The 22,799-nt window shown below is 62.1% G+C and carries 24 protein-coding genes; 9 read left to right on the plus strand and 15 right to left on the minus strand.

Annotation, left to right across the window (positions count from 1 at the left end; translation table 11 throughout):
- Nucleotides 1-269: 269 nt before the first annotated feature.
- On the plus strand, nt 270-2,345 hold the full coding sequence (locus tag AC1RBR_RS03080; protein ID WP_492562932.1) for an AsmA family protein: 2,076 nt from the start codon (nt 270-272) through the stop codon (nt 2,343-2,345).
- A 100-nt stretch (nt 2,346-2,445) separates the two neighbouring features.
- Here the strand turns inward: AC1RBR_RS03080 and AC1RBR_RS03085 are convergent, their stop codons facing one another.
- Both AC1RBR_RS03085 and AC1RBR_RS03090 read right to left on the minus strand, forming a co-directional pair.
- On the minus strand, nt 2,446-2,976 hold the full coding sequence (locus tag AC1RBR_RS03085; RefSeq protein WP_047600645.1) for a ferritin-like domain-containing protein: 531 nt from the start codon (nt 2,974-2,976) through the stop codon (nt 2,446-2,448).
- Nucleotides 2,977-3,076: 100 nt separating this feature from the next.
- A complete protein-coding gene (locus tag AC1RBR_RS03090) occupies nt 3,077-4,027 on the minus strand; it encodes a LysR substrate-binding domain-containing protein (RefSeq protein WP_492562934.1) in 951 nt (316 codons plus the stop codon).
- Between the two features lie 108 nt (nt 4,028-4,135).
- Between AC1RBR_RS03090 and AC1RBR_RS03095 the strand changes: the two genes are divergently transcribed.
- From AC1RBR_RS03095 to AC1RBR_RS03105, 3 genes are all read left to right on the plus strand, one after another.
- Complete coding sequence (locus tag AC1RBR_RS03095; protein ID WP_027613546.1) at nt 4,136-4,774, plus strand: FMN-dependent NADH-azoreductase; 639 nt, start codon at nt 4,136-4,138, stop codon at nt 4,772-4,774.
- On the plus strand, nt 4,775-5,080 hold the full coding sequence (locus AC1RBR_RS03100) for a DMT family transporter (RefSeq protein ID WP_047600640.1): 306 nt from the start codon (nt 4,775-4,777) through the stop codon (nt 5,078-5,080).
- A gap of 91 nt (nt 5,081-5,171) precedes the next feature.
- Complete coding sequence (locus tag AC1RBR_RS03105) at nt 5,172-6,062, plus strand: esterase/lipase family protein (RefSeq protein WP_166496037.1); 891 nt, start codon at nt 5,172-5,174, stop codon at nt 6,060-6,062.
- A gap of 114 nt (nt 6,063-6,176) precedes the next feature.
- Here AC1RBR_RS03105 and AC1RBR_RS03110 read toward each other — a convergent pair whose 3' ends face one another.
- Entirely contained in the window at nt 6,177-7,064 is an 888-nt protein-coding gene (locus AC1RBR_RS03110; RefSeq protein ID WP_492562936.1) for a DMT family transporter, read from the minus strand.
- Nucleotides 7,065-7,161: 97 nt separating this feature from the next.
- Between AC1RBR_RS03110 and AC1RBR_RS03115 the strand changes: the two genes are divergently transcribed.
- The 3 genes from AC1RBR_RS03115 (at nt 7,162) to AC1RBR_RS03125 (ending at nt 9,508) form a co-directional block, all read left to right on the plus strand.
- Entirely contained in the window at nt 7,162-7,956 is a 795-nt protein-coding gene (locus AC1RBR_RS03115; protein WP_492562938.1) for an AraC family transcriptional regulator, read from the plus strand.
- Nucleotides 7,957-8,019: 63 nt separating this feature from the next.
- Entirely contained in the window at nt 8,020-8,325 is a 306-nt protein-coding gene (locus AC1RBR_RS03120) for a PsiF family protein (RefSeq protein WP_007966973.1), read from the plus strand.
- A gap of 169 nt (nt 8,326-8,494) precedes the next feature.
- Nucleotides 8,495-9,508 (plus strand): AI-2E family transporter, encoded by a 1,014-nt coding sequence (locus tag AC1RBR_RS03125; RefSeq protein WP_115985434.1) that lies wholly within the window; start codon nt 8,495-8,497, stop codon nt 9,506-9,508.
- 126 nt (nt 9,509-9,634) lie between these two features.
- On the opposite strand, the gene AC1RBR_RS03130 is transcribed toward AC1RBR_RS03125, so the two are convergent.
- Entirely contained in the window at nt 9,635-10,909 is a 1,275-nt protein-coding gene (locus AC1RBR_RS03130; RefSeq protein ID WP_095138153.1) for an Hsp70 family protein, read from the minus strand.
- A gap of 291 nt (nt 10,910-11,200) precedes the next feature.
- Between AC1RBR_RS03130 and AC1RBR_RS03135 the strand changes: the two genes are divergently transcribed.
- Together AC1RBR_RS03135 and AC1RBR_RS03140 are read left to right on the plus strand one after the other, a co-directional pair.
- On the plus strand, nt 11,201-12,148 hold the full coding sequence (locus AC1RBR_RS03135; RefSeq protein ID WP_027613553.1) for a DnaJ C-terminal domain-containing protein: 948 nt from the start codon (nt 11,201-11,203) through the stop codon (nt 12,146-12,148).
- Between the two features lie 23 nt (nt 12,149-12,171).
- Nucleotides 12,172-12,477 (plus strand): chaperone modulator CbpM, encoded by a 306-nt coding sequence (locus AC1RBR_RS03140; protein WP_027613554.1) that lies wholly within the window; start codon nt 12,172-12,174, stop codon nt 12,475-12,477.
- 124 nt (nt 12,478-12,601) lie between these two features.
- On the opposite strand, the gene AC1RBR_RS03145 is transcribed toward AC1RBR_RS03140, so the two are convergent.
- The 11 genes from AC1RBR_RS03145 to urtB form a co-directional block, all read right to left on the minus strand.
- Nucleotides 12,602-13,729: an ATP-binding protein gene (locus AC1RBR_RS03145; RefSeq protein WP_492562942.1), complete on the minus strand. Its 1,128-nt coding sequence runs from the start codon at nt 13,727-13,729 to the stop codon at nt 12,602-12,604.
- Nucleotides 13,730-13,876: 147 nt separating this feature from the next.
- Complete coding sequence (ureC, locus tag AC1RBR_RS03150) at nt 13,877-15,577, minus strand: urease subunit alpha (RefSeq protein ID WP_166496042.1); 1,701 nt, start codon at nt 15,575-15,577, stop codon at nt 13,877-13,879.
- A 160-nt stretch (nt 15,578-15,737) separates the two neighbouring features.
- The gene (locus AC1RBR_RS03155) at nt 15,738-16,043 is read right to left on the minus strand and encodes an urease subunit beta (protein WP_098966985.1); all 306 of its coding nucleotides are present in this window, start codon (nt 16,041-16,043) and stop codon (nt 15,738-15,740) included.
- Nucleotides 16,040-16,576 carry a GNAT family N-acetyltransferase gene (locus AC1RBR_RS03160; protein WP_027613558.1) on the minus strand — a complete coding sequence of 179 codons (537 nt, stop codon included), beginning with the start codon at nt 16,574-16,576 and terminating at the stop codon, nt 16,040-16,042. The genes AC1RBR_RS03155 and AC1RBR_RS03160 overlap by 4 nt, the downstream gene beginning before the upstream one ends.
- A 6-nt stretch (nt 16,577-16,582) precedes the next feature.
- Nucleotides 16,583-17,116 (minus strand): GNAT family N-acetyltransferase, encoded by a 534-nt coding sequence (locus AC1RBR_RS03165; protein ID WP_027613559.1) that lies wholly within the window; start codon nt 17,114-17,116, stop codon nt 16,583-16,585.
- Between the two features lie 9 nt (nt 17,117-17,125).
- Complete coding sequence (gene ureA, locus AC1RBR_RS03170) at nt 17,126-17,428, minus strand: urease subunit gamma (protein WP_007915951.1); 303 nt, start codon at nt 17,426-17,428, stop codon at nt 17,126-17,128.
- A 147-nt stretch (nt 17,429-17,575) separates the two neighbouring features.
- Nucleotides 17,576-18,415 carry an urease accessory protein UreD gene (locus AC1RBR_RS03175; RefSeq protein WP_492562944.1) on the minus strand — a complete coding sequence of 280 codons (840 nt, stop codon included), beginning with the start codon at nt 18,413-18,415 and terminating at the stop codon, nt 17,576-17,578.
- 30 nt (nt 18,416-18,445) lie between these two features.
- A complete protein-coding gene (gene urtE, locus AC1RBR_RS03180) occupies nt 18,446-19,144 on the minus strand; it encodes an urea ABC transporter ATP-binding subunit UrtE (RefSeq protein WP_492562945.1) in 699 nt (232 codons plus the stop codon).
- 133 nt (nt 19,145-19,277) lie between these two features.
- Entirely contained in the window at nt 19,278-20,147 is an 870-nt protein-coding gene (urtD, locus tag AC1RBR_RS03185) for an urea ABC transporter ATP-binding protein UrtD (RefSeq protein ID WP_095138158.1), read from the minus strand.
- Complete coding sequence (gene urtC, locus AC1RBR_RS03190; protein ID WP_492562946.1) at nt 20,144-21,223, minus strand: urea ABC transporter permease subunit UrtC; 1,080 nt, start codon at nt 21,221-21,223, stop codon at nt 20,144-20,146. Before urtC ends, urtD begins: the two co-directional genes overlap by 4 nt.
- Nucleotides 21,223-22,725 (minus strand): urea ABC transporter permease subunit UrtB, encoded by a 1,503-nt coding sequence (gene urtB / locus AC1RBR_RS03195; RefSeq protein WP_492562948.1) that lies wholly within the window; start codon nt 22,723-22,725, stop codon nt 21,223-21,225. Before urtB ends, urtC begins: the two co-directional genes overlap by 1 nt.
- Between the last annotated feature and the right edge of the window lie 74 nt (nt 22,726-22,799).

The raw sequence follows: 22,799 nt of genomic DNA on the forward strand, positions 1-22,799 counted from the left end.
CCGAGGCGCTCTAGCTCGGGCGTTTGCGGGCGGTGGTTTTGCACCGCGGTGGGTATTTTCGACTCACTTGCGCCTCGCAAATGTGCGGGTGGCGGTAACGCTGTTCGACCAATCAGTCAGCATTCGGGCGATTTTTTGCCACGGAATCCATATTTCGATTAAACCTGCGTACTGTTTGCCAGTCGTAGATTTCATGAGGGCCGCTTTGGCCCGCCGTTTCAGCTGTGCGTCGCGAAATCGGCGTGCGGTCGTCATCAGGAGTTTTGTGCATGACGCGCACCGGAAAAATCTTCAGTTGGACCTTCGCCATCCTCGTACTGTTGCTGGCGGTACTGGTTCTGATCATCGTGTTCTTCGACTGGAACCGGATCAAACCGCCGCTCAACGCCAAAGTCTCGGAAGAATTGCATCGACCGTTCGCCATCAATGGCAACCTTGCGGTGATCTGGCAGCGCGAGCCGGAGGAGGGCGGCTGGCGGGCTTGGGTGCCGTGGCCGCACGTGGTCGCCGAAGACCTGACGCTGGGTAATCCGGACTGGTCGAAGCAGCCGCAGATGGTCACGCTCAAACGCGTGGAGCTGCGCATCTCGCCGCTGGCCCTGCTGGCGCAACGGGTGACCATCCCGCGCATCGACCTGACCGAACCCAATGCGCAACTGCAACGCCTGGCTGATGGTCGCGCCAACTGGACCTTCAAGTTCGACCCGAAAGACCCGAATGCCGAACCGTCGAACTGGGTGGTGGACATCGGTGCGATCGGCTTCGACAAGGGCCATGTCACCCTAGATGACCAGACGCTGAAGACTAATCTCGACGTATTGATCGATCCGCTGGGCAAGCCGATTCCGTTCAGCGATATCGTCGGCGCCAAAGCCGCGAAGACCGCGCAGGATAAGGGCGCCGCGCCGCAGGACTATGCATTCGCACTGAAGGTCAAAGGCCAATACCACGGCCAGAACCTCACTGGCCAGGGCAAGATCGGCGGATTGCTGGCGTTGCAGGACGCGAACAAACCATTCCCGCTGCAGGCCCAGGCGAAGATCGGCGCCACCAGCATCGAACTCGCCGGCACCTTGACCGACCCGCTGAACCTCGGCGCCCTCGATCTGCGTCTGAAACTGGCCGGTGCCAGCCTCGGCAACCTTTATCCACTGACTGGCGTGACCCTGCCGGACACGCCGCCGTACGCTACCGACGGCCATCTGATTGCCAAGCTGCATGATGCGGGCGGGGCGAAGTTCACCTATGAACAGTTCAACGGCAAGATCGGCGGTAGTGATATTCACGGCGACCTGACCTACGCCGCCAGCCAGCCTCGGCCCAAGCTCAGCGGCGCGTTGCTGTCCAATCAACTGCTGTTCGCCGACCTCGCGCCGCTGATCGGCGCCGACTCCAATGACAAGCAAAAGGCTCGCGGCGGCGAGAGCAAGCAGCCGACCGACAAAGTGCTGCCGGTGGAAGAATTCAAGACCGACCGCTGGCGCGCGATGGATGCCGATGTCGAGTTCACCGGCAAGCGCATCGTCCACAGCGAGAAACTGCCGTTCACCGACCTTTATACCCACCTGAAACTCAACGACGGTGAACTCAGCCTCGAACCACTGCGCTTCGGCGTGGCCGGCGGCAATCTGGACGCGCAGATCCGTCTCAACGGTCGCACCGAACCTATGGAAGGCCGGGCCAAACTGACCGCGCGCGGCTTCAAGCTCAAGCAGTTGTTCCCGACCTTCGAACCGATGAAAACCAGCTTCGGCGAGCTCAATGGCGACGCTGACATCAGCGGTCGCGGCAACTCGGTGGCCAAGCTGCTCGGCGGCGCCAATGGCCAGTTGAAGATGCTGATCAACGACGGTGCCATCAGCCGTGAGCTGATGGAACTGGCGGGGCTCAACGTCGGCAACTATGTAGTCGGCAAAATCTTTGGCGACAAGGAAGTGAAGATCAACTGCGCGGCGGCGGACTTCGACATCAAGACCGGCCTGGCGACCACGCGGTTGTTTGTGTTCGATACCGAGAACGCGATCATTTACATCGACGGCACCGCGAACATGGCCACCGAGCAACTGGATCTGACCGTGACGCCGGAATCCAAGGGCTGGCGTCTGATTTCGCTGCGTTCACCGTTGTACGTGCGCGGCAAGTTCATCAAGCCGGATGCGGGCGTGAAGGCAGTGCCATTGATGCTGCGCGGCGCGGGGATGGTGGCGCTGGGCGTGATTGCTGCACCGGCTGCGGGGTTGTTGGCGCTGGTGGCGCCGAGTGGCGGGGAGCCGAACCAGTGTGCGCCTCTGCTTGAGCAGATGAAGTCGGGCAAGGCGCCGGTCACCGTCAAGCCAACAAAATGATCGGTGACTGACAGGGCCCCTTCGCGAGCAAGCCCGCTCCCACAGGTTTAGTGAAAAACCTGTGGGAGCGGGCTTGCTCGCGAAGGCGTTTTTGGAAGGCTTACAGGTCTTTCAGGATGTCGGCCATGTCATCGGCATGCTCTTCTTCCTGCGCCAGGATGTCTTCGAAGATGCGCCGGGTGGTCGGGTCTTTTTCGCCGATGTACTGAATGATCTCGCGGTAGCTGTCGATGGCGATCCGCTCGGCCACCAGGTCTTCGTAGACCATTTCCTTCAAGGTGTTCCCGGCCACATATTGGGCGTGGGACATTTTCGACAGCAGGTCCGGGTTGAACTCCGGCTCGCCGCCCAGTTGCACGATGCGCTCAGCCAGACGGTCGGCGTGTTGTGCTTCCTGGGTTGCGTGTTCGAGGAATTCGTCGGCGGCCACGTTGGCTTTCAGACCGTTGGCCATGAAGTAGTGACGCTTGTAGCGCAGCACGCAGACCAGTTCAGTGGCCAGCGATTCGTTGAGCAAGCGCAGCACCTCTTCACGGTTGGCGCTGTAGCTCTCGGTTACCGCGCCGTTCTCGACGTGTTGCCGTGCGCGTTCGCGCAGGGTTTGAACATCAGACAAATGCAGGTCGCTCATTTCAGTCTCCTGGAGGCTAATCCGATTGGCGTCACGTTCTGCGGACGTGATCGCTTACCCAGGTTGTGAGTCCTGCGCGATGCAAAAAGTTTTATCGGTTTTACGCCGAGCCCCCTGCAGGTGCTGCCGAAGGCTGCGATCTTGGCGTCAGGCCGGACAACATGGCCTCCTCCTGCAACCAGGCAAAAAACGCCCGTACCGGCGGATGCCGCTCCCGTCCCGGCACACACAGCGCGCTGTACCCGGCACCATCGACCTGCACCTGACCCTTGTATGGCACCAGCAACCCGCTGGCGACGCTTTGCGAGACCAGAATATTGCTCGCTAGCACCAGACCTTGCCCGGCAATCGCTGCTTGCAGGGCGTAATGCTCTTCGTCGTATTCGCGGATCGCCGGTTGCTGGTTCAACCAGTTTTCGCCTGAGTCAGCACACCACGCTTCCCAGCCGTGGGCATACAGCTTCGAGTTGTGCCAACGCACGCTGATCAGCGCCGGCGTGCGTCGGGCGGCCAGCGCCACTTGCTCCGGCGAGCCGTACACGCCAAAAGACTCATCGAACAGGCACACGCCGTAAAGATTGGGGTAGTCGTCGAGGCTGTAGCGCAACACCAGATCGACGCTGGCGTCCTGATGCAGGTCGATGACTTCGCAATGGGTATCAAGGCGTACGTTGATGTTCGGGTGTTGCGCATAGAACCGCCCGAGGCGCGGCACCAGCCACAGCGCGGCAAACGCGGCGGTGGTCGACAGTGTCAGGCTGCTGCCACTGCGTTGCGGACGCAGGGTGTCGACGCTTTGCGCGACTTCCAGCAGCGCGCCGTGCAGGCTGCGAAACAGCCGCTCGCCACCTTCGGTCAGGCGTACCTGACGTGGCAAACGTTCGAACAGCGCCACGCCAAGCCAGTCTTCCAGCGCGCGAATCTGATGAGAAATCGCCGTGGGCGTGACCGACAACTCTTCGGCGGCAGCCTTGAAACTCAGCAGCCGCGACGCGGATTCGAAGGCGCGCAGGGCGGTCAGCGGCAACGAGGCGAACATTGAGTGCTCCATGGATGAAATGGATTCATCCCGACTGATTTTTGCTCAGTTGAGACAGCAGCGGGTCGGCGCCAATCTGGTGCCACACAGCCACACAAGTCTAGTCCCAAGGAGATTCAGATGAGCAAAATTCTTGCGATCCATGCCAGCCCACGTGGTGATCGTTCACACTCACGGCGTTTGGCAGAAAGTTTTCTCAGCGCCTGGCAGGTGCGCCATCCACAGGCTCAGGTCACCCGCCGGGAAGTCGGGCGCGCACTGATCCCGCCAGTCAACGAAGCCTTTGTTGCCGCTGCGTTTCACCCTGAACCCGAAGCACGGCCGTTGTCGATGCAGGCCGATCTGGCGCTCAGCGATCAACTGGTCGGCGAGTTGTTCGAACACGATCTGCTGCTGATTTCCACGCCGATGTACAACTTCAGCGTGCCCAGCGGCCTCAAGGCCTGGGTCGATCAGATCGTACGGTTGGGCCTCACGTTCGACCACACCCTGGACAACGGCGTGGCCCAGTACACGCCGCTGCTGCAAGGCAAGAAAGCGCTGATCGTCACCAGTCGCGGCGGTTTCGGCTTCGGCCCCGGCGGCGAACTGGAAGCGTTGAACCATGCCGATCCGTGGTTGCGCACCGCGCTGGGCTTTATCGGCATCAACGACGTCAGCGTGGTCGCGGCCGAGGGCGAGGAGTCGGCCGAGCGCACCTTCGCCGTGTCAGTAGCCGAGGCCGAGCAGCGTTTGCTCGACCTCGCCCGGACATTCTAAGTGGCCTGGCTGTTCCTGCTGATCGCCGCCGGTTTCGAAGTGACGTTCGCCATGGGCATGAAGTACGCCGAAGGCTTCACTCGCTTGTGGCCGTCGCTGATCACGGTGGCGGCGGCGATTGGCGGGATCTACTTCCTGACGTTGGCGATGCGCGAGTTGCCGGTGAGCATCGCCTATCCGATCTGGACGGCGATCGGCTCGCTGGGCACGGTGTTTCTCGGTTTTGCCCTGCTCGGCGAGAGCCTGACCCTGGTCAAACTCCTGTCGGTGGGGCTGATTGTGGCGGGGGTGGTGGGCCTGAAGTAGGCTGATGGTGCAGTTGTCATCATCAGGGGGGAGGCTTGGCGGGCGTTTTGCACGTCTGGCATCCACTCAGCGACCACAAGGATGTTTGCCCATGTCACAAGGTTCGGCGACACGTTATCCACTGGTACTGGTGCCGGGCATGCTCGGGTTTATCCGGCTGGTGCTGTATCCGTATTGGTACGGGATCATCAAGGCGTTGCGCCGTGGCGGGGCGACGGTGATTGCGGTGCAGGTGTCGCCGCTCAATTCCACCGAGGTGCGCGGCGAGCAGTTGCTGGCGCGGATCGACGAGATTCTGCGCGAGACCGGCGCCGCCAGAGTCAATCTGTTCGGCCACAGCCAGGGTTCGCTGACCGCCCGTTATGCCGCTGCCAAACGGCCGGATCTGGTCGCCTCGGTGACCTCCGTGGCCGGGCCCAATCACGGTTCGGAACTGGCCGACTATCTGCAGAAACACTACCCGGCGAACAGTGCCAAGGGCCGCGTGCTTGAGGTGCTGTTGCGTTTTGTCGGCTGGCTGATGGCATTGCTGGAAACCGGCTATCACGGGCCGAAACTGCCGGTGGACATCCACGCTTCGCATCAATCGCTGACCAGCGAAGGCGTGGCGCTGTTCAATCAGCGTTATCCACAGGGCCTGCCCGAGACCTGGGGCGGGCAGGGGCCGGAAGAGGTCAATGGCGTGCGGTATTACTCGTGGTCGGGAACCTTGCAACCGGGCAAGACCGATCGCGGCGGCAACCTGTTCGACGGCACCAACCGCAGCTGCCGCTTGTTCGCGAAAACCTTCGTGCGCGAGCCAGGGCAGTGTGACGGGATGGTCGGGCGCTACAGCTCACACCTCGGCACGGTGATTGGCGACGACTATCCGCTGGATCACTTCGACATCGTCAATCAGTCGCTGGGGCTGGTGGGCAAAGGGGCGGATCCGGTGCGGTTGTTTGTCGAGCATGCGGCGCGACTAAAGGCTGCTGGGGTTTAACCTATTTTTGTGGCGAGGGAGCTTGCTCCCGCTGGACTGCGCAGCAGGCCCCGGCTTTTAAAAGGGGCCGCTTCGCGCCCCAGCGGGAGCAAGCTCCCTCGCCACAGGAATTTGTCAGGCAACGCTGAGTTTGCGGCCCAGCACGGTGGTCCAGCGCTCCGACAGAAGCACCCCACCCAACGTCAACACCCCACCCACCAGGTGATACATCGCCAGCTCTTCCTTCAACACCACCGCCGCAATCAGCGCGGTAATCAGCGGCAGCAGGTTAAAGAACAAGGTCGTGCGACTCGGCCCCAGACGCTGCACCGCCTGCATCCACGCCAGCGGCGCGAGCATCGAGGCCAGCAGGCACGCATACAGCACCAGCGGAATGTTCTGCGCGGTGAAGCCGGTTTTCGGCGAGGCGGCGTACAGCGGAAACAGCACCACAATCGCCACCAGCACCTGCAAATACAACAACACCAGCGGCGGCAGGCGCAGCTGCCATTTTTTCAGCAAGGTGCTGTAGATCGCGTAGGCCAGGGTGGCGATCAGCATCATCGCGTCACCCAGGTTTACCCCGTGTTGCAGCAAGGCGCCGAGGCTGCCGGACGACACCACCACCAGCACGCCGGCGAACGACAGCACTGCGCCGAACAAGGCGCCGGCGGTCAGGCGCTGGCCGAGGCTGATGATGGCCATGGCCAGCGACATCAGCGGCATCAATGACAGGATGATGCCCATGTTGGTCGCCGTGGTCAGGGTCGCGGCGAAGTAGGCGAGGCTTTGATACACCGCCATCCCGAGCACGCCGAGGATGAAGATCTTGCCCAGGTTCGGGCGGATCTGCGGCCAGTGCGCGATCACCGCTTTGAGCATGAACGGGGTGAACAACAGACCGGCGAGCAGCCAGCGGTAGAAACCGATCTCGGCGGGGAAGATCGCCCCGACTGCCAGTTTGTTGATCACGGTATTGCCGGCCCAGATGAAAATCGCCAGCAGGGGAAACGCGTATTGCATGGGGTTAAAACCAGAACGTTGATGAACGCTGATTATCCCCTGTCTGGATGCAGCCCTATACTGCGAACCGGACAACCTGCCTCTGCAACCGGACAGCATGAACAGCAAACACATCGATCTGCTGGATTTCAGCGAACTGCCGTCGGCGGTGTACTTCCGCTATGCCGACTTCAACGCCCATGAATACGCTGCGCCGCACCGTCATCCGTGGGGCACGCTGGAGTACGCGGCCCACGGTGTGCTGCACATGGACGTCGACGGCAACCGCTTCATGTCGCCGCCGCACTACGCGGTGTGGGTTCCGCCGCAGGTCGAGCACAGTTTCTACAGCCACCAACCGGTCAACTATCGCGCGGTGTGCCTCGATCCGCAGGTCTGCGCGGATCTGCCGGCGCGCGCCTGCACCCTGGCGATCAGCGACATCCTCAAGGCGATTCTCAAGGACTTCGCCGCCCGCGACGTGAAGATCCCCGAACTGGAGGCCGATCAGCGTCTGGCCCAGGTGCTGGTCGATCAACTGCAACAGGCGCCGGTGCATGAGTGCTATCTGCCGTATGCGAGCAATCCCGGGCTGCTGGCGATCCTCGACGCGTTGCAGGCTGAACCGGGGAACAACCAGCCACTGGCGCACTGGGCGGCGCAGGTGCACGTCAGCGAGCGTACGTTGGCCCGGCAGTTCGTGCGCGAGCTGGGGATGAGTTTCGGCGAATGGCGTCAGCGTCTGCGCTATCTGGCTGCCATCGAGGCCCTGGAAAGCACGAAGAGCGTGCAGGAAATCGCCTTCGATCTGGGTTACAGCGGCGGCTCGGCCTTCATCGCCATGTTTGCCCGGCAGGCCGGCTGCACGCCGGAACAGTATCGGCGTAGCCACCTGGAAGGCAGGAAGGTGTAACAAGATTTGGCTACACTTCAGCGCAGGCCGCCTCCATCGATGCGGCGACAAGGAGAAAACTCCATGAAGATGCTGCGTGTCCCGTTGTTGATGATCGGTCTGCTCCTGTGTTCCCAGGGTTTCGCCGCCACGGCGCAACAGAACAAAATGACCACCTGCAATGCCGACGCTACCGCCAAGAGCCTCAAGGGCGACGAGCGCAAGACTTTCATGAGCACCTGCCTCAAGGCAGCACCGGCCGCCAATGACGGCAAAGTGCTGACCCCGCAGCAGGAAAAAATGAAGACCTGCAACGCCGATGCGAAAACCAAGGCGCTGACCGGCGATGCGCGCAAGACCTTCATGAGTGATTGCCTGAAGAAAAAATAAGATCAAAAGATCGCAGCCTGCGGCAGCTCCTACATGAGACCGCGATCCTGTAGGAGCTGCCGCAGGCTGCGATCTTTTCGGCGCGACCAGGATGCTGGGCATCTACTCGCTTCGGCGCCGGAACGCTGGCAGACTGCCAATCCTTTTACGCCGTTCGTTTTGAGGCTGTATGCCAACGTTTTCTGAGCGTCATGTTGTGTTCTGGGTCAGTTGCATCATTATCTTTGGCGGTCTGTTGCTGGTGTTGCCGCTGCGTTTGTTGCCCAGCCTGCTGGCGGGTCTGCTGGTGTTCGAACTGGTCAACATGCTCACGCCGCAACTGCAACGGCTGATCGAAGGCCGGCGTGCGCGCTGGCTGGCAGTGGCGCTGCTCGGCACATTGGTGGTCAGTGCGCTGGCGCTGATCTTTGCCGGTGCCATCAGTTTCCTGCTGCACGAAGCGGAAAACCCCGGTGCCTCGCTCGACAAATTCATGGGCGTGGTCGATCGCGCGCGCGGCCAACTGCCGCCGTTCCTTGATGCCTACCTGCCGGCCAGTGCCGCAGAATTTCGCGTGGCTATCGGTCAATGGGCCAGCAAGCACCTGTCCGAGTTGCAACTGGTGGGCAAGGACGCGGCGCACATGTTTGTCACCCTGCTGATTGGCATGGTGCTCGGCGCGATTATCGCCTTGCAGCGCATTCCCGACGTGACCAAGCGCAAACCGCTGGCCGCGGCACTGTTTGACCGTCTGCATCTGCTGGTGCAAGCCTTTCGCAACATCGTCTTCGCGCAGATCAAGATTTCCCTGCTCAACACGATCTTTACCGGGATCTTTCTGGCGGTGATCCTGCCGATGTTCGGCATCAAGCTGCCGCTGACCAAGACCCTGATCGTCCTGACCTTTCTGCTCGGCCTGCTGCCGGTGATCGGCAACCTGATGTCGAACACGCTGATCACCATCGTCGGCCTGTCGCTGTCGATCTGGGTGGCGGTGGCGGCCCTGGGCTATCTGATCTTTATCCACAAACTCGAATACTTCCTCAACGCGCGCATTGTCGGCGGGCAGATCAGTGCCAAGTCGTGGGAGTTGCTGCTGGCGATGCTGGTGTTCGAAGCCGCGTTCGGCCTGCCGGGAGTGGTGGCGGGGCCGATTTATTACGCGTATCTGAAGAGTGAGTTGAAGCTGGGCGGGATGGTGTAGGGCGATCCATTGTGGCGAGGGAGCTTGCTCCCGCTGGGGCGCGAAGCGCCCCCGCTCTTTGAATCAAGAGCTTGGGCCTGCTGCGCAGTCCAGCGGGAGCAAGCTCCCTCGCCACAGGTTGTGTGATCAGGCCATAGTGCCGTAGCGCTTCATCGCCTCGATCGCCAGACCGCTGCCGATGCTGCCAAAGATATTCCCTTCCACATGTCGCGCATTCGGCAGCATCGCCGAAACACTGTTGCGCAGCGCCGGAATGCCGCTCGAACCGCCGGTGAAGAACACCGTATCGACCTGAGCCACCGACACGTTGGCATCGTTCAACAGCTGCGTAACGCTGCCGCGCACGCGTTCAAGCAAGGCGTCGATCGACGACTCGAACAGCGCGCGGCTCAGTTCCACGCTCAGGCCCGGCTCGATGCGGTCCAGCGGTACGTGGCGGCTGTCGGCGTGGGTCAGCTGGATCTTGGTTTCTTCGACTTCCATCGCCAGCCAGTGCCCGGCGCGCTGTTCGATCAGCTTGAACAGACGGTCGATGCCACCGGTGTCCTCGATGTCGTAGCGCATGCTGCCCAGCGCCAGAGTCGACTTTTGCGAGTACACCGAGTTGATGGTGTGCCAGGTCGCCAGGTTCATGTGGTGACTGGTCGGCATGTAGGCGCCGCTCTTCATCCGGCTGCCGTAGCCGAACAACGGCATCAGGCCTTGCAGGCTCAGCTGTTTATCGAAATCGGTACCGCCGATGTGCACGCCGCCGGTGGCGAGAATGTCGTCGTGACGGTTGTCCATGCCGCGACGCTCGGGCGACAGGCGCACCAGCGAGAAGTCCGAAGTACCACCGCCGATGTCGACGATCAGCACCAGCTCTTCTTTCTCGATGGTGGACTCGTAGTCGAATGCGGCGGCAATCGGTTCGTACTGGAACGACACGTCCTTGAAACCGAGCTTGCGTGCTACTTCGACCAGGGTGTCTTCGGCTTCCTGGTCAGCCAGCGGGTCGTCATCGACGAAAAACACCGGACGCCCCAGCACCACTTGTTCGAACTCGCGACCGGCGGCTGTTTCGGCGCGGCTCTTGAGCTGGCCGATGAACAGCCCCAACAGATCCTTGAACGGCATCGCCGTGCCGAGCACGCTGGTGTCGTGCTTGATCAGCTTGGAGCCGAGCAGGCTCTTGAGCGAGCGCATCAGGCGGCCTTCGTAGCCTTCCAGATACTCGTGCAGGGCCAGACGACCGTAAACCGGACGGCGCTCTTCGATGTTGAAGAAGACCACCGACGGCAGGGTGATCTTGTCGTCTTCCAGCGCGATCATCGTTTCCATGCCGGGGCGCAGCCAGCCGACGGTGGAGTTGGAGGTGCCGAAGTCGATACCGCAGGCACGGGCTGGAGAGGCGTTGTTCATGTCTTTCGGGTTCCGGTCAAAAAACGGCCGCGCAGTGTATGTCAGTGCGCGACAGATTCGAAGGCCGGTCATCTGCTATTTCGCGACTAAGCTTCTTGAAAGTCGCAGCTTCGCCCCAAACTTGCTGGCATGGGCCGGCAGACATACCGGCGGTCGCAAGAACCGTCGTCCACTGCCGATAAACTTCTGCTGCGCCACCCGGTCACAAAGTTGAGATCGGTCAACCCGGCACGCGCGAATGAGCGCATGCTGGCCTCGGCGCGAAATCGATAACGGATGGTGATTCCTTCGATGGACTTCAAAGACTATTACAAGATACTCGGCGTGGAGCCGACAGCGGACGACAAGGCGATCAAGGCTGCCTATCGCAAGCTGGCGCGCAAATACCACCCCGATGTCAGCAAGGAAAAAGACGCCGAGGCCAAGTTCAAGGACGCCTCCGAAGCCTATGAAGCGCTGAAAAGCGCCGACAAGCGCGCCGAATATGACGAACTGCGCCGTTATGGCCAGCACGGTCAGCCGTTCCAGGGCCCGCCGGGCTGGCAAAGCCGTGGCGGTTTTGGCGGCGGCGGTGGCGACACCGGCGACTTCTCGGACTTCTTCAGTTCGATCTTCGGCAATCGCGGCGCCGGTTTCGGTGGCGACGGTCGGCAACAACGCAGTGCAGGGCGCCGAGGGCAAGACGTGGAAATGGAACTGCCGGTCTTCCTTGAGGAGACGCTGTCGGACGAGTCGAAGAAGGTCAGCTTCCAGGTCCCGCAATACAACGCCAACGGTCAGCACGTCAGCAACACCAGCAAGAGCCTGAACGTGAAGATCCCGGCGGGCGTCACCGACGGCGAGCGCATCCGCCTCAAAGGGCAGGGCGCACCGGGCATCGGTGGCGGGGCCAATGGCGACCTGTACCTGACCATTCGCTTTGCGCCGCATCCGAAATTCGATGTCGAAGGCGAAAACCTGATCATCACCCTGCCATTGGCACCGTGGGAGCTGGCGCTGGGCGCTGAAGTGGCCGTGCCGACTCTGACCGGCAAGATCAACCTCAAGGTTCCGGCCGGCAGCCAGAATGGCCAGCGCATGCGCGCCAAGGGTCATGGCTTGAAAAACAAGGCCGGTGAGCGTGGTTATCTGTTCGTGCAGCTCAAGGCCGTGATGCCGAAAACCTCCGACGACGAGGTCAAGGCGCTGTGGCAGGAACTGGCGAAAAAAGCCGCGTTCAACCCACGAGAGAACTTCTGAATCCGACGACGGAGTAGCCCATCATGAGCAGCCCCCTGATCGTTCAACTGGACATGGCAGAATTCTGTGAGGCGGCCGATCTGTCGGACGTCTACGTGATCGAAATCGTCGAACACGGCATCCTCGAACCTCAGGGCGCGCAGCCCCGGGAATGGCGGTTCACCGACTACGAACTGAGCCTGGCCAAGCGCGCCGCGAAGTTGCGGCGCGAGCTTGAGCTGGAGTGGGAGGGCGTCGCGCTGGCGCTTGATCTGCTGGATGAAGTGAAGGAACTGCGAGCGGAGAATCGCATGCTGCGCCAGCGGTTGGGGCGTTTGGTGGTCGAATAGTTTTACCGTTGGTTCTGGAGTGTCTTTGCCGGCTCCTTCGCGAGCAAGCCCGCTGCCACAGGAGATCGCGATCTAAATGTGGGAGCGGGCTTGCTCGCGAAGAACGATAACGCGGTAAGCCTGCTTAAACCTTTCTCGGCAACACCACACTGAACAGCGTCCCGTCAGCCTCGCTTGAGCTGACGTCGATCGTCCCGCCATGGGCGGTCACCACTTCTTTGACGATGAACAAGCCCAACCCGAGGCTGGTCGACGGCTGCCCGAGTTCTTCGTCGGCGCTGCGCACCAGCGGGTCGAAAATCGTGCCGATCGCCTCTTCGGAAATCGGTGTGCCGTAGTTGTGCACCGACAGGCACACGCTATCGCCCTCGCCACGCAGATCGAGGGTCACGTCGCGCTGGTTGGCACCGTGCTGCAAGGCGTTGCCGATCAGGTTTTGCAGTAACTGGTCGATCCGTCCGGCATCCCACACGCCGCGGGTGTCACCGTGCACCGTGAGCCGGGGATCGGATTGCGGATGACCGGCGCAGGCTTCGGCAATCGCCGCTCGCGCCGCAACGGCCAGATCCATCGGTGCCGGCTCGATCGGCAAGCTACGGCCCAGGCGACTGCGCACCAGTTCCAGCAGATCGCTGACCATCGCCGCCATGTGCCGCGCACCGCGTTTGATGTGCAAGGCACATTCCAGCGCATCACCTTCAAGGCTGGCTTTGCGCAGCAACAGTTCGGTGGACATGCTCACCGCCTGCAGCGGCGCGCGCAGGTCATGGCCGAGGATGGCGAGGAAGATGTCCCGCGAGCGGTTGACCTGCTCGGCGTAAGCCGCGGTGGACTCGGCCAGGGCTTCGTCGATGGCTTCGTTGAAGCGGATCATGTCCTGGAAATAGGTCACGTCCGGCGACTCAAGGCTGTTGACCCACAGGCGGATCACGCAGGCGCGCAAATGGCGGAATTCGCTGGTCATTTGCACCAGGTCAAAACCGACGGTGTGGCGCAATTCGCCGTGGCTGGCGCCGGCCTCGTCCAGGCTCGGGGTCATTTCCGGGCCTTCGCCCTTGGCTTTGGCAGCTTGTTCGGCGGGGCTTTGCGGCTTGTTCATGTCGCGGGCGGCGGCCCGCAGAATCTCGCTGGCGTGATCGCGCAGCGCAGTGGAATCCAGATAGTCGGCGGCCGGCGTGATGGTCGCGGCGAACTGTTCCCACTCATCGACGATAGGGTCGATATTGGCCACGATGAACTCGGAAAGACGCATGGGCAGTTCCTGAAAATAGGCGGAGCGAATCGAATATTAGCCCCTTTGGCGGGAAATACACGACCGTTTGCACAGTGCTTTCCCACCACCACGAAAAAGGCCCCGGGACCGTGCGCAAGATACGGACCCGGGGCCTTTTGCCGTGCGTCAGAACAGGAAGTAGCGCTGCGCCATCGGCAGGGTCTCGGCCGGTTCACACCAGAGCAGCACGCCGTCGGCCTTGACCTGATAGGTCTGCGGGTCGACGTCGATGTTCGGCAGGTAATCGTTGTGGATCAGGTCGGTTTTCTGCACCTCGCGGCAGCCTTTGACCACGCCGATTTTCTTCTTCAATCCCAGTGCCTCGGGCAGCCCGGCCTCCTGCGCGGCCTGACTGATGAAGGTCAGACTGGTGGCGTGCAGCGAGCCGCCGTAACTGGCGAACATCGGGCGGTAGTGCACCGGTTGCGGGGTTGGAATCGACGCGTTGGCGTCGCCCATCAAACTGGCGGCGATGGCGCCGCCCTTGAGGATCAGCGTCGGTTTGACGCCGAAAAACGCCGGACGCCACAGCACCAGATCAGCCCATTTGCCGACCTCCACCGAACCCACTTCATGGCTGATGCCATGGGTGATCGCCGGGTTGATCGTGTACTTGGCGATGTAGCGCTTGGCGCGGAAGTTGTCGTTGCCTTCGCCGTCCTGCGGCAGCGGGCCGCGCTGCTTTTTCATCTTGTCGGCAGTCTGCCAGGTGCGCGTGATGACTTCGCCGACGCGGCCCATGGCCTGGCTGTCGGAGCTGATCATTGAAAACGCGCCGAGGTCGTGGAGGATGTCTTCGGCGGCGATGGTTTCGCGGCGGATGCGGCTTTCGGCGAACGCCACGTCTTCGGCGATGCTCGGGTCGAGGTGGTGGCAGACCATCAGCATATCGAGGTGTTCGTCGATGGTGTTGCGGGTGAATGGCCGGGTCGGGTTGGTCGAGCTCGGCAGCACATTAGGGAAACCGCAGGCCTTGATGATGTCCGGCGCATGGCCGCCGCCAGCACCTTCGGTGTGATAGGTGTGGATGGTGCGGCCCTTGAACGCGCCGAGGGTGGTTTCGACGAAACCGGACTCGTTGAGGGTGTCGGTGTGGATCGCCACCTGTACGTCGTACTGGTCAGCGACGCTCAGGCAGTTGTCGATGCTCGCCGGGGTGGTACCCCAGTCCTCGTGCAGCTTGAGACCGATAGCGCCGGCCTTGACCTGCTCGATCAGCGGCTCCGGCAGGCTGGCGTTGCCCTTGCCGGTGAGGCCGATGTTCATCGGGAATGCGTCAGCGGCCTGCAGCATCCGCGCCAGGTGCCACGGGCCAGAGGTGCAGGTGGTGGCGTTGGTGCCGGTGGCAGGCCCGGTGCCGCCGCCGATCATGGTGGTGACGCCGCTCATCAGCGCTTCTTCGATCTGCTGCGGGCAGATGAAGTGAATGTGCGTGTCGATGCCACCGGCGGTGAGGATCATGCCTTCACCAGCGATCACTTCGGTGCTGGCGCCGATGGCGATGGTCACGTTCGGCTGCACGTCCGGGTTACCGGCCTTGCCAATTGCGGCGATACGTCCGTCCTTGAGGCCGACGTCGGCTTTGACGATGCCCCAGTGGTCGATGATCAGCGCATTGGTGATCAGCGTGTCGACCACTTCGGCGGCGAGCAACTGGCTCTGGCCCTGGCCGTCGCGGATGACTTTGCCGCCGCCGAATTTCACTTCTTCGCCGTAGGTGGTGAAGTCCTTTTCGACTTCGATCCACAACTCGGTGTCCGCCAGGCGCACCTTGTCGCCGACGGTGGGGCCGAACATGTCGGCGTAGGCTTGTCTGGAAATCTTCATGTGTTCGCCTTGCAATTCAATGGTCTTTGAGGCTGTTCGCTGCGCTCACAGATTCGCGAGCAAGCCCGCTCCCACAATTGACCGCATTTCAACTGAAGGAACGCGGTCGAATGTGGGAGCGGGCTTGCTCGCGAAGGGGCCAGAGCAGACACCGCATTACTTAGAGATCACCCATGACCCGCCCGGCAAAGCCGAACACCCGGCGATGCCCGGCGTACTCCACCAGTTCGACCTCGCGACTCTGCCCCGGCTCGAAGCGCACCGCGGTGCCGGCCGGGATGTTCAGGCGCATGCCACGGCTGGCGGCGCGGTCGAAGGTCAGCGCGTCGTTGGTTTCGAAAAAGTGATAGTGCGAACCGACCTGAATCGGCCGGTCGCCGCTGTTGGCGACCTTCAGGCTAAGGGTGCGGCGGCCGACATTCAGTTCGATGTCGCCGGGCTGGATCTGGTACTGGCCGGGAATCATGGCCGGGCTCCTTGCAGAATCTTGTAGTAGAGGGCGGTCGGGCGATACGTGCCGTGCGGGTCGCAGGCGTAATCGGGAATTTCGCCGGCGCGGGTGTAACCCAGGGCCTTGTAGAAATCTTCGGCGGGCGAACCGGCCTCGGTGTCGAGGTAGAGCATGCCGCGCTTGTGCTTGGCCGCTTCGAGTTCCAGCGCATTCATCAATTGCTGACCGAGGCCGCGTCGACGCGCCTGTTCGCGCACCAGCAGCTTCTGCACTTCGGCGCGATTGAGGCCGTTGGCCTTCTGGCACAGGCCCAACTGCACGCTGGCCTGCACCTCTTCATCCTTGACCACCACCCAGAGCAACACACTGCCCTTGTTCACTTGTTGCTGCACTTCATCGAAATAGGCGCGGGCCTGCGCGGCATCGAGGTCGGCCATGAAACCGACGCTGGCGCCATAACCCACGGCGTCGAGCAGCAGATCAATCAGGCCCTGACGATAGTGCGCAAAACTTTCCGCATTGACGCGTCGCAGTTGGGCGGGGTTCATCGCGTGTCACTCCTTGTTGGCGACCGGCGGCTGGGCGCCAGGATTGAGGGTCAGTTGCATGAAGGTCAGATCGAGCCAGCGACCGAACTTGGTGCCGACTTGTGGCATTTGTCCGGTGATGCTGAAACCGGCGCGCTCATGCAGACGAATGGAAGCGGAATTGCCACTTTCGATGGCGGCGACCATCACGTGCTTGTCGCAGGCTTTGGCCCGCTCGATCAGCACACTCATCAATTGCGGGCCAAGGCCATTGCCGCGCTGGTCGCTGCGCACGTAGACCGAGTGCTCGACGGTATGGCGGAAACCGTCGAACGGCCGCCAGTCGCCAAAGGAAGCGTAGCCGAGCACAACGTTGTCGGCGTCGACGATCACCAGAATCGGGTAGGCCTGGGCCTGACGGGCGCTGAACCACGCCTGGCGGTTGCCGAGGTCGACCGCCGATTCGTTCCAGATCGCGGTAGTGTTGAGCACCGCGTCGTTGTAGATGTCGCGGATCGCCGGCAGGTCGGCGTGCAGCGCATCGCGAATGGTGTAGGTCATGGCGCGGCCTCAGACGATCGGTTGGTGGACGGTGACCAGTTTGGTGCCGTCGGGGAACGTCGCTTCGACCTGGATCTCCGGGATCATTTCCGGGATGCCTTCCATCACCTGCTCGCGGCTCAGCAGCGTGGTGCCGAAGTGCATCAGCTCGGCCACGGTCTGGCCGTCACGGGCGCCTTCGAGCAGCGCGGCGGAGATGTAGGCCATGGCTTCCGGGTAGTTGAGCTTCACACCTCGGGCCAGTCGGCGCTCGGCGACGAGGCCGGCGGTGAAGATCAGCAGCTTGTCTTTTTCGCGTGGGGTCAGGTCCATTGCGGGTATCCATCAGGGCAGATTGAAAAATGTGCATAAATCTCCTGTGGGAGCGGGCTTGCTCGCGAAAGCGGCAGGTCAGCCAGCATCTGTGTGAATGACACACCGCCTTCGCGAGCAAGCCCGCTCCCACAGTTGGATTGCATGTCAGGTGTTCCAGATTCGTGGGGGCTGGGCTTCGCGGCCTAGCAGAGCCGGGCGTAACAAACGCCATAAATCGATCAGCCAGGCACGGGCCAGCAGTGCTTCTGACGCCAGACACCGAGCCACCAACAGGCCGGGCAACTGGGTCAGATCACCGCGCACTGCATGCCCCAGCGAGCGGCAGCGCTCCAGCAACTCGGCATCAATTTCACCGGTGACCAGCAGCGTCGCAAACACCGGATTGCCATCCAGACCGATCGGCGAATCCAGCAAACCGTCATTGCCGGTGATCCGTTGACGTTCGTGCCACAGCAACCGGCCATCACGGCGGATATCCAGATGCGCTTGAAAGTGTCCAAGGTCGAAGCGCTCGCCACTGGCCGGTCGGCCCAGCGCCACCACGTCCCAGTAGAACAGCCGCGCATCGCCCTCAAGTTCGATCGAGGTGGTGAGTTCAGCCTGAGCGGCGCTGTAGACGATGGTTTCCTGCGGCAGCCATTCCAGCGTCGCACCGGCAGCGATTTTCAGATCGAGCTGCTGATACGCCGGCCCCGCTGCGCGATACCACTTGGCGGCGCCGGGGCTGGTGATCTGCGCCCAGGCGTCTGCTTCGACGCGGGCGCTGATGTTCAGTCGATCACCCCCGGCGATCCCGCCCGGCGGGTGGACGATGATGTGCTGGCAGACCTCGGGGCCTTCGGCATACAGGTGCTTTTGCACGCGCAGCGGGCCGAGATGCCGGCGCTGAACCGGGCGTGTGCAGTCGCCGAAGCGGGCGTAGGCCAGCTCCAGCTCGGCGTGCCAGCTCGGGGTAAACAGGGCAGTGGGATGCGGTAAGTTCATGGTTTGTAATTATCGTTAGGAAGCTACAGATTAAATTGTTACCAGACCTCGTACACCCTCGGCCTCCATATTTTCGCCGCGACCCTGCTGCACGATCTCGCCCCGGGACATCACCAGGTACTGATCGGCCAGCTCCGCAGCGAAATCGTAGAACTGCTCGACCAGCAAAATCGCCATGTCACCCCGCGCCGCAAGTTTCTTGATCACCGCGCCGATCTCCTTGATCACCGAGGGCTGAATGCCTTCGGTGGGCTCGTCGAGGATCAGCAATCGCGGACGACTGGCCAATGCGCGCCCGATAGCCAGCTGCTGTTGCTGACCGCCGGACAGGTCGCCGCCGCGGCGCTGCTTCATTTGTAGCAGCACCGGGAACAATTCGTAGATGAAACCTGGTACTTCTTTCGCTTCGCTGCCGGGAAACCGTGACAGGCCCATCAGCAGATTCTCCTCCACCGTGAGCCGGCCGAAGATTTCCCGGCCCTGTGGCACGTAAGCGATCCCGGCGTGTACACGCTGGTGCGGCTTGAGCGTGGTGATCGCTTTGCCTTCCCAGTTCACCGCGCCTTCCTTGGCCGGTAACAGGCCCATAAGGCATTTGAGCAGGGTGGTCTTGCCCACGCCGTTGCGCCCGAGCAGGCAAGTGACTTCACCGACCTTCACCTCAAAGCTGAGGCCGCGCAGGATGTGGCTACCGCCGTAGTACTGATGCAGCTTGTCGACTTGCAGCATTCTCAAAATCTCCTCAAATCCCTTGTAGGAGTGAGCCTGCTCGCGATAGCGGCGTATCAGTCAACGCCGGCTTATCTGATACACAGCTATCGCGAGCAGGCTCACTCCTACAGTTTGGAAAGGTGTTTGCAGCTCAGCGGCCGAGGTAAACCTCGATCACCCGCTCGTTGTCCTGCACCTGCTCCAGCGACCCTTCCGCCAGCACGCTGCCCTGATGCAGCACCGTCACGTGGTCGGCAATCGAGCCGACGAAGCCCATGTCGTGCTCCACCACCATCAGCGAATGCTTGCCGGCCAGCGACTTGAACAGCTCGGCGGTGAATTCGGTTTCGGCATCGGTCATGCCCGCCACCGGTTCGTCGAGCAGCAGCAATTGCGGGTCTTGCATCAGCAACATGCCGATCTCCAGAAACTGCTTCTGACCGTGGGACAGCAAGCCCGCCGCGCGATTGACCGAGGTGGTCAGGCGGATGGTTTCCAGCACGTCACTGATGCGATCCTTCTGCTCACCGCTCAGACGCGCGCGCAAACTGGCCCACACCGACTTGTCGGTCTTCTGCGCCAGCTCCAGATTTTCGAACACGCTCAGCGCTTCGAACACCGTCGGTTTCTGGAACTTGCGGCCGATCCCGGCCTGGGCGATCTGCACTTCGCTCATCTGCGTCAGGTCCAGGGTTTCGCCGAACCAGGCCTTGCCGTGGCTGGGGCGGGTCTTGCCGGTGATCACGTCCATCAGCGTGGTCTTGCCCGCGCCGTTGGGGCCGATGATGCAGCGCAGTTCGCCGACACCGATGTACAGGTTCAGATTGTTCAGCGCACGGAAGCCGTCGAAGCTGACGCTGATGTCTTCCAGGGTCAGGATCGTGCCGTGGCGGGTGTCGAGGCCCGGGCCGACGCGTTGGCCGAGGCCGATCGAGTCACGGCTGGTGCCTTCGTCCTTGTTCGGTTCCACGGGGAAAAACGCCGGTTCGAGCATGAATTCAGCACTCGCAGTGACTCTCATTGTTCACCTCGTTTCTTCAGCAGGCCGATCACGCCTTTGGGCAAATACAACGTCACGACGATGAACAGCGCGCCGAGGAAGAACAGCCAGTATTCAGGGAAGGCCACGGTGAACCAGCTCTTCATGCCATTGACCACACCGGCACCGAGCAACGGCCCGATCAGCGTGCCGCGACCGCCGAGGGCGACCCACACCGCCGCTTCGATCGAGTTGGTCGGCGACATTTCGCTGGGGTTGATGATCCCCACTTGCGGCACATACAAGGCCCCGGCCAGACCGCACAGCACCGCGCTCAAGACCCAGACGAACAGTTTGAAACCGCGCGGGTCGTAGCCGCAGAACATCAGGCGGTTTTCCGCGTCGCGCAGCGCCGTCAGCACCCGGCCGAACTTGCTCTGCGCCAGACGCCAGCCGATGAACAGGCTCGCCACCAGCAACAACAAGGTGGCCAGAAACAGCACCGCGCGAGTGCCCGGCTCAGTGATGCCGAAACCGAGAATCGTGCGGAAATTGGTGAAGCCGTTGTTACCGCCGAAGCCGGTCTCGTTGCGGAAAAACAGGAGCATCCCGGCGAACGTCAGGGCCTGGGTCATGATCGAGAAATACACACCCTTGATCCGCGAGCGGAAGGCGAAGAAGCCGAACACCAACGCCAGCAGACCCGGCGCCAGCACCACCAGGCACATCGACCAGATAAAACTGCTGGTGCCGCTCCAGTACCACGGCAGTTCGGTCCACGACAGAAAGGTCATGAACGCCGGCAAACCATCACCGGCGGCCTGACGCATCAGGTACATGCCCATCGCATAACCGCCGAGGGCGAAGAACAGACCGTGGCCCAGCGACAACAGCCCGGCGTAACCCCAGACCAGATCCAGCGCCAGGGCGACGATGGCGTAGCAGAGGATTTTGCCGACCAGCGTCAGCGTATACGCCGACACATGCAGCGCGCTGTCCGGCGACAGCAGCGAGAGCAGCGGCAGGGCGATCAGCAGCGCGAGGATTACCGCGCCGATGGCAAGGGTGACTTTCGGCCCGGCTTTTTGCGTGGCCGTGACAAGTAGAGGCTGGTTCATCAGTCGATCACCCGTCCTTTCAGTGCGAAGAGGCCTTGCGGACGTTTCTGGATGAACAGAATGATCAGCGCGAGGATCAGGATCTTGCCGAGTACCGCACCGATCTGCGGTTCGAGAATCTTGTTGGCGATGCCCAGCCCGAACGCAGCGAGCACGCTGCCGGCGAGTTGGCCGACGCCACCGAGCACCACCACCAGAAACGAGTCGATGATGTAGCTCTGACCCAGATCCGGGCCGACGTTGCCGATCTGGCTCAGGGCCACGCCACCGAGGCCGGCGATGCCCGAGCCGAGGCCGAAGGCGAGCATGTCGACGCGCCCGGTGGGCACGCCGCAGCAGGCAGCCATGTTGCGGTTCTGCGTCACCGCACGGACGTTGAGGCCGAGGCGGGTCTTGTTCAGCAGCAGCCAGGTCAGCACCACCACGAACAGGGCGAAGGCGATGATCACGATGCGGTTGTACGGCAGCACCAGATTCGGCAGCACTTGAATCCCGCCGGACAGCCACGCCGGGTTCGCCACTTCAACGTTCTGTGCGCCGAACAGCAGGCGCACCAACTGAATCAGCATCAGGCTGATGCCCCAAGTGGCGAGCAGGGTTTCCAGCGGTCGGCCGTAGAGATGACGAATCACCGTGCGTTCCAGCGCCATGCCGATCGCCGCCGTGACGAAGAACGCCACCGGCAGCGCGATCAGCGGGTAGAACTCGATGGCTTGCGGGGCGTAGCGCTGGAACAGCAACTGCACTACGTAGGTCGAGTAGGCGCCAAGCATCAGCATCTCGCCGTGGGCCATGTTGATCACCCCGAGCAGGCCGAAGGTGATCGCCAGACCGAGGGCCGCGAGCAGCAGGATCGAGCCGAGGGACATGCCGCTGAACGCCTGACCCAACACTTCGCCGATCAGCAGTTTGCGCTTGACCTGAGCCAGACTGGTTTCGGCGGCGGTGCGCACCCCGGCATCGCTTTCCACGCCGGGTTCGAGCAGGCCTTCGAGGCGCGTGCGGGCCAGCGGGTCGCCGGTTTCACCGAGCAGGCGCACGGCGGCCAGACGCACCGCCGGGTCGCTGTCCACCAGTTGCAGATTGGCCAGCGCCAGGCTCAGGGCGGCGTGGACGTTCTCGTCTTTTTCGCCAGCCAGTTGCTGGTCGAGGAATTTCAGCTGCGCGGGTTTCGCGCTTTTCTGCAATTGCTGCGCGGCAATCAGACGGATTTTGGCGTCGGCGGCGAGCAATTGGTGGCTGGCCAGAGCGGTGTCGATCAGACCTCGCAGGCGGTTGTTCAGGCGCAGGGTTTTCGGCTGGCCGTCGATGATCAATTCGCCTTGCTGCAGGGCGTTGATCAGCTCGGCACGCGCCGGCTCGGGCTGCGCGGCCCAGGCTTCCAGCAGTTTGGCCTGTTGCACGGGATTGGCGGCGACGAAGTCTTCGGCGTCGCCGGCAAAGGCAGTCATCGGCAACAGCAGTGCGATGGCGAGGATGAAGCGGTAAAGGGTAGTCGGCATAAAGAGTCGCCTTGCGCGGACTAATGGTGGGAGCGGGCTTGCTCGCGAAAGCGGTGTGTCAGCTTGCATCTAAG

The sequence above is a fragment of the Pseudomonas sp. GW823-FHT01D03 genome (assembly GCF_058798255.1).